The following is a 6,763-nucleotide window of genomic DNA, read 5'->3' as shown; positions in this document are numbered from 1 at the left end:
GATGGTGATACCACGCTCTCGCTCTTCGGGTGCATTGTCGATCTGGTCGAAGGCTTTGAATTCTGCCTGGCCTTTGCCTGCCAGTACCTTGGTGATGGCGGCGGTCAGGGTGGTCTTGCCGTGGTCAACGTGCCGATGGTGCCTATGTTTACATGCGGTTTGGTTCTTTCGAATTTTGCTTTTGCCATGAAGGTATCCTCCCTATAAATGAATGCCTAAAAGTTCGTTTTACCGATTTTTTGAACAGATAAATGGAGCCCACATCCGGACTCGAACCGGAGACCTCTTCCTTACCAAGGAAGTGCTCTACCTCCTGAGCTATGTGGGCGATCGAAGAAAATTGGAGCGGGAAACGGGACTCGAACCCGCGACCCTCAGCTTGGAAGGCTGATGCTCTAGCCAACTGAGCTACTCCCGCCAATTCCTGCAAATCAGAAGATTTTTGAATCGATAAGCAGCACTGCAACCCAGTACATGCGACATAAAGTCTCCTGAGGCCTGCCGTGATCTCATCTCTTCTGTAGTATTTTATGGTGGAGGGAGGAGGATTCGAACCTCCGAAGTCTACGACGACAGATTTACAGTCTGTTCCCTTTGGCCGCTCGGGAATCCCTCCAGACGAAGAACGCTTCCTGACTGTGGAGCTGGCGATGGGACTCGAACCCGCAACCTGCTGATTACAAGTCAGCTGCTCTACCAATTGAGCTACGCCAGCAATGTTTCTTTAACCTTAATACAACTTTTTACTGCCTGGTCAAGATGCTTCAAAAAGCGAAGTTCCTTGTATAGATCAATTCAACTTTACTGTCAACAATTTTTTTAGAAAAAAAAATAATTTCTTATCTCTCTATCTTTTTTCTTTTCATGTTTTTTCTGGCGAAAAGCAAGACCATCTCGTCCACCAAAAAGCTCGCCAGATGCAGATTCACGGTTACATGCCTGCAGCGCCTGGATCACGTTTTTTCTTTCCTCTGTCACATGGGAAAGGAGCAAAGATTTCTGCAGTCTCTTTTCCTTGTCGCTCTTTGCCACATAGACTGCATTACCGGTAAAAGGATCAATCCCCGTATGATAGATACAGGTCGACAATGTGCCTGGTGTGGGGGTGAAATCCTGTACCTGCTCGACCTTCAATCCGTTTCTTTTGAGGAAAAGCGCCAGATCAACCATGTCTGACAGAGTGCTTCCAGGATGGCCCGAGATAAAATAAGGAATTATGTATTGTTTTTTGCCGGCACAGGAACTTTCCTCTCTGAATCTGGCAAGGAACTTTTCAAATACCTCGCTGCCCGGCTTGCGCATCAGGTCGGTTACCTTTTTTGAAACATGCTCTGGCGCAACCTTCAGCAACCCACCCACATGATAGCGCAACAGCTCCGAGAAGTAGGACTTTTGGAAGGCTAAGAGATCATAGCGAATGCCGGAGGAAACCACCGTATGCTTTATTCCTTCAAGCTTTCTGATTTTGGCCAGCAGGGCAGCTGCCCGCTTGTCCGACATATACAGATTTCTGCAGGGAACTGGATAGAGACAGCTTTCACGTCGGCAGGAGGCTCAGTCGAGGGATTGCCGCACCTCAAACCGTACATGTTCGCTGTTGGTCCGCCAATGTCGCTGATACTCCCCTTGAACCACCTCAATGCGGAAAGCTTGGTTATCTCCTGAAGAATGGACGCTTCACTGCGGGACTGAATTGTCTTGCCCTGGTGATGGGTGATGGCGCAGAAGGCGCAACCGCCAAAGCAACCACGGTGGGTAGTAATAGAAGCTCTTATCTGTTCGTAGGCAGGAATGGTTTCTTTATACGAAGGATGGAGCGCCTTCGTAAAAGGAAGCGCATAAACCGAGTCCATGACTTCCTCCGAAAGGGGAAGAGCAGGTGGATTACATATCAGGTACCGGTTATCATGCTTCTGGCAAAGCTTCCTACTACAGAAGGCATTTTGTTCCAGAGAGACGAGCCGGAAAGCCTCGTTGAATTTTACCGGGTCAGCGTTTACCTCTGAGAAAGCGGGGATTTCACGAACAGGACCATCGCCAGGAATAACATTGGAAATGAAGCTGTTCCGCGGATATCCGTTATTGAACTGAACGCCTCGCCGTTACGCAATCTTGTAGCCAACTCCAGCATGGGCGTCTCACCCATACCGTAAATAAGCAAATCTGCCTTGGCATCAAAAATGATGGAGCGGCGCACCTTGTCTTCCCAGAAATCATAATGGGCAAAGCGGCGAAGGGATGCTTCAATGCCGCCGACGACGATCGGCACATGGCGAAAGGCTTCCCTCAGGCGAGAACTGTAAACGATAGTGGCACGGTTGGGCCGCGCCCCGTGCCTGTTGCCGGGAGTATAGGCATCATCATGGCGAAGCTTCCGTGCCGGAGTGTAATGGGCGACCATGGAATCCATGGCTCCTGCCGAGACAGCGAAAAACAGGCGAGGGGCACCAAGCGTCATGAAAGCATCTTTCGAATGCCAATCCGGCTGGGGAATTATCCCTACCCTGAACCCATGGAATTCAAGCCAGCGAGCAAGGAGAGGTATGCCGAATGAGGGATGGTCGATATAGGCATCACCGGTGACAAAGATGACGTCAAGCTCGTCCCAGCCACGCTTTTTCACATCTTCCCTTGAGATGGGGAGAAAAGACATTTACTGCAGATCCTTTTTCGACAAACATGTGACGCAGCCAGCCAGAAAGACGCATAAGCTCACGGAAACAGCCCCAGAGACTCCAGACCAAGGTTCTCCGGAAAGCCGTTCATAATGTTCATATTTTGTATGGCCTGACCGGAGGCACCCTTTATGAGATTATCGATGGCCGAAACAATGACAATCCTGCCAGTCCTCTTATCGACCGTCAACCCGATGTCACAGAAGTTGGAACCGCGCACAAAGGCGGTGGACGGAAAGTTATTTTCAGGCAACACTCGCACAAAGGCCTCGCCATGGTAAAAATCCCGATACAGCTCAACAAGTCCGGCCAAAGAGGCTTCGCCTGCAGGTGCGGCATAAATGGTTGAGAGGATGCCCCGGTCCATGGGAACCAGGTGGGGAGTAAAGGTAATGGTCAGCTGTTTCCCTGCAAGAAGGGAAAGCTCCTGCTCAATTTCGGGGATATGGCGATGAACCCCGCCGACACCATAGGCCTTGAATCCATCGTTCACTTCGCAGTACAGATTGTCGACCTTGGCACTGCGCCCTGCCCCGCTGACCCCCGACTTCGAATCGGCAATAATAGTTGCAGGATTTACGAGTTTCTTTTTCAGGAGCGGCGCCAGTCCGAGAATGATGCTGGTCGGGTAACACCCCGGATTGGCGACCAGGTCTGCCTCGGCAATTTTTTCCCGCCGCAGTTCCGGCAGGCCGTATATGGCCTTTTTCAAAAGCTCAGGATTCATGTGGGGCTCATACCATGCCGCGTACTCCTTGGCATCATGCAGACGATAATCCGCTGAAAGATCCACCACCCGCTTGCCAAGCTTCAGGAATGTGGGGACCACTTCCATGGCCGCCTTGTGTGGCAGTGCGGTGAATATGAAATCGGCCCGCTCAGCAATCCGCACCGGTTCCAGGTTCTCCAGCACCAAATTGTAGCGGCTGCGCAAGGTGGGAAATATTTCAGCCACATTTTTACCGGCGCTCTGCTCCGATGTCACACAGGTGACGGCAACCTCGGGGTGTCCGTGAAGCAGCCGTAACAGCTCAATGCCCGTATAACCGCTGGCACCTACAATTGCAACCTTCAACATGTGGTTACCTCCCTTAATAAATTGAACCCGTCAATGAAAAAAGGGGAAAATCCTTCCTGGATTTTCCCCTTGATAGCATTATTTTGTTGTCGCGAAGAACAGCTCCGATTAACGCTTGGAGAACTGGAAGCTGGCACGGGCAGATTTCTTGCCGTATTTCTTACGCTCTTTTATGCGTGAATCGCGGGTAACAAAGCCAGCCTTTTTCAGCGGGGTGCGCAGCGCCGCATCAACTTCAAGCAGAGCCTTGGTAATGCCATGCTTGATGGCGCCGGCCTGGCCGGAGTCTCCACCACCGCTGACGGTCACGTAGATATCAAACTTGCCCAGGTTCTCGGTCAGCTCAAGGGGCTGCTTGACAACCATCTTGGAAGTTTCCCTACCGAAGTACTCATCGAGGGTCTTGTGATTGACTGTTATGACGCCTGTTCCCGGCTTCAACCACACCCTGGCGATGGAGGATTTCCTTTTCCCTGTTCCGTAAAAGCTTGCTGCTGCCATTTTTCTATCTCCTGATCTCAATAGAATCAAAAATTTATATGCTCAGTGCCTTGGGCTGCTGGGCCGCATGGGGATGGTCCGTTCCAGTATAGATCTTCAGCTTCTTGATCATATGGCGGGCCAGCTTGTTTTTCGGCAACATGCCTTAACAGCTTTCTTGATGAGGTCTTCAGGTTTCTTCTCCAGCAGTTTGCCGGCAGAAATCTCTTTGAGTCCACCGGGGAATCCGGAGTGGCTGTAGTAGATCTTGTCTGCATTCTTGTTGCCGGTAAGCTGGATCTTGTCGGCATTAACAACTATCACGAAATCGCCGGTATCAACGCTGGGCGTAAATGTAGGCTTGTTCTTACCGCGAAGCACATTGGCTATTTCGGTAGCGATCCTGCCGAGAACCTTATTATCAGCATCGACCAGATACCAATCCCTGGTCACTTCATCTTTTTTCGCAACTTGCGTAGTCTTCATCTAACCCTCACAACTGGCTGAAATTTATTCATACTGGATCACAGAAAGTTCGTAACATAATACATCAGCCAGATACTGTCAAGAAAAATTCTTTCTGGATATTTCTAAAAACTCAATAAATGACTTCGATGAGACAAAGTCCCTGCGGCGGGGCAGTGATGCCGGATGCAGCCCTGTCTCCTTCGGCAAACAACAGGGGAATAGCGCCTGGGTGCAGTTTCCCCCGTCCCACTGCCACCAACGTTCCGGCAATAACTCGCACCATATTTTTGAGAAACCCGGAGCCATGCACATCAATAATGACAGAGTCGCCGACTTTGACAACCGAGACATGAAACAGTCGCCGGACGGTGGTTTTTGCAGCGCAATTGGAAGCGCGGAAGGCAGCAAAATCATGCTCGCCGACAAAATGGGCGGCAGCTGCTGCATCGATTCCATATCCAGTACACCCCGCAAATGCCAGGAGGTAAGCCGCGTCAGTGGAGAGCGCCGCTTGCCGTTATATATGGTGTATCGATAATGTTTGCTGACCGCATCGGCACGTGGGTTGAATGAAAGTGGCACTTCAGCGGCATCCCTGACGGCGATATCGGAGGGAAGAAGGCAATTGAGCCCATCAGAAAAGGCGCGGACCGGCAATTCTTTTTCCGTTTTAAAGACCGCCACCATCCCCAGGGCGTGTACACCGGCATCGGTACGACCCGAAGAATGAAGACGAACCGATTGCCCCAGCATCTTTTTCAGGGCCTCTTCCATGACCTGCTGAATGCTGATGCCGTTTGGCTGCAACTGCCAGCCACAATAGGCGGTACCATCGTACTCAATAATCAGCTTAATGGCGCGCATAAATTACACGAAAGCAGCTCATTTCAAGTGATCCTGAACGAGAATCTCGGCTATCTGCACCGCATTGGTGGCCGCCCCTTTGCGGATATTGTCGGCTACCACCCATAGGTTGAGGCCATTTTCGATAGATTCATCCTTGCGAATCCGTCCAACCTGGACAAAATCCTGCCCGGCTGCATCAACAGGCATGGGATACATACCTTCTGCAACGTCATCAACCAGCTCACAGCCAGGTGCCGCAGCGATCAGCTCCATGGCCGTCGCAACAGAAATTTCCTTCGCTGTCTCAATATTGATCGATTCGGAGTGGCCGAAGAAAACGGGAACCCGCACCGTAGTCGCCGTAACCTTGATGTCGGCTTCCATTATCTTGCGCGTTTCATTGACCATCTTCATCTCTTCCTTGGTGTAGCCGTTATCGCAGAAGGAATCGATCTGGGGCAGACAGTTGAAGGCAATCTGATGGGGGTAAACTTCGGTGTTGGCAGGACGGCCATTGAGAAGCTCTCCCACTTGGACACGCAGTTCTTCAATGGCTTTCTTGCCGGTACCGGAAACGGCCTGATAGGTGGAAACGACGATGCGCTTGATCCGGGCATGGTCATGGAGGGGTTTGAGAGCTACCACCATTTGGATGGTGGAACAGTTGGGATTGGCGATAATCCCTTTTTTCTTATACCCGGCAATGGCGTGGGCATTCACCTCCGGCACTACCAGCGGCACGTCCGCGTCCATGCGCCAGGCGCTGGAATTATCGATGCAGATTGCCCCGGCTTTGGCGGCAGAGGGGCAAAACTCCTTGGAACGCTCACCCCCTGCGGAAAAGAGGGCGATGTCGATGCCGTCGAAAGAATCATGGGTCAATTCCTCGACCAGGACCGCCTTACCCTTAAATTCCAGTATTTCTCCGGCACTGCGGCTGCTGGCCAGGTATTTTATCTTCCCTACCGGGAAATCACGCTCCTCAAGACACTCGATCATCTGGGCGCCAACCGCGCCGGTGGCGCGACAATGGCTATATTCCATTTTTTACTCATTACCAATACCTCCCTTAAATACGTAAAATAAAAAACGCCCCGAGAGGGGCGTCTTTATACCTGTTGGATGTGGATTTCGTGCAGTAGCAAGGCTGTCGAGGAGCTGCGAGGAGGCTAGGTACCCCCCGAAGACTTACGCAGCTACTGTGCGAAAGTCGCAT

Annotated in this window: 3 protein-coding genes, 4 tRNA genes and 4 pseudogenes; all 11 read right to left on the bottom strand. The window is 51.3% G+C overall.

Features of this window, described 5'->3' with window-relative positions; genetic code table 11:
• A pseudogene (locus tag JCM15764_RS23805) lies at positions 1–188 on the bottom strand (GTP-binding protein); the annotation flags it as partial.
• Positions 189–252: 64 nt separating this feature from the next.
• Positions 253–328 (bottom strand) — tRNA-Thr (locus JCM15764_RS13790).
• A 13-nt stretch (positions 329–341) separates the two neighbouring features.
• Positions 342–418: transfer RNA gene (locus JCM15764_RS13785), tRNA-Gly, on the bottom strand.
• 113 nt (positions 419–531) lie between these two features.
• A tRNA-Tyr gene (locus JCM15764_RS13780) sits at positions 532–616 on the bottom strand.
• A 23-nt stretch (positions 617–639) separates the two neighbouring features.
• Positions 640–715: transfer RNA gene (locus tag JCM15764_RS13775), tRNA-Thr, on the bottom strand.
• A gap of 124 nt (positions 716–839) precedes the next feature.
• A pseudogene (locus JCM15764_RS13770) lies at positions 840–2,653 on the bottom strand (YgiQ family radical SAM protein).
• A 59-nt stretch (positions 2,654–2,712) separates the two neighbouring features.
• Positions 2,713–3,753: an N-acetyl-gamma-glutamyl-phosphate reductase gene (gene argC / locus JCM15764_RS13765; protein ID WP_054696673.1), complete on the bottom strand. Its 1,041-nt coding sequence runs from the start codon at positions 3,751–3,753 to the stop codon at positions 2,713–2,715.
• A gap of 108 nt (positions 3,754–3,861) precedes the next feature.
• Positions 3,862–4,254, bottom strand: coding sequence for a 30S ribosomal protein S9 (gene rpsI / locus JCM15764_RS13760; RefSeq protein ID WP_012648710.1), 393 nt, complete (start codon positions 4,252–4,254; stop codon positions 3,862–3,864).
• Between the two features lie 34 nt (positions 4,255–4,288).
• Positions 4,289–4,719, bottom strand: a pseudogene (gene rplM, locus JCM15764_RS13755) (50S ribosomal protein L13).
• Between the two features lie 112 nt (positions 4,720–4,831).
• A pseudogene (gene truA, locus JCM15764_RS13750) lies at positions 4,832–5,565 on the bottom strand (tRNA pseudouridine(38-40) synthase TruA).
• Positions 5,566–5,583: 18 nt separating this feature from the next.
• The gene (locus JCM15764_RS13745) at positions 5,584–6,591 is read right to left on the bottom strand and encodes an aspartate-semialdehyde dehydrogenase (RefSeq protein WP_279384453.1); all 1,008 of its coding nucleotides are present in this window, start codon (positions 6,589–6,591) and stop codon (positions 5,584–5,586) included.
• Positions 6,592–6,763 lie beyond the last annotated feature (172 nt).

Origin of the sequence: Geotalea toluenoxydans JCM 15764 (genome assembly GCF_001311985.1) — a bacterium.
In the GTDB taxonomy this organism is placed as follows: Bacteria; Desulfobacterota; Desulfuromonadia; order Geobacterales; family Geobacteraceae; genus Geotalea; species Geotalea toluenoxydans.
This window is presented reverse-complemented; position numbering and strand designations above follow the sequence as displayed.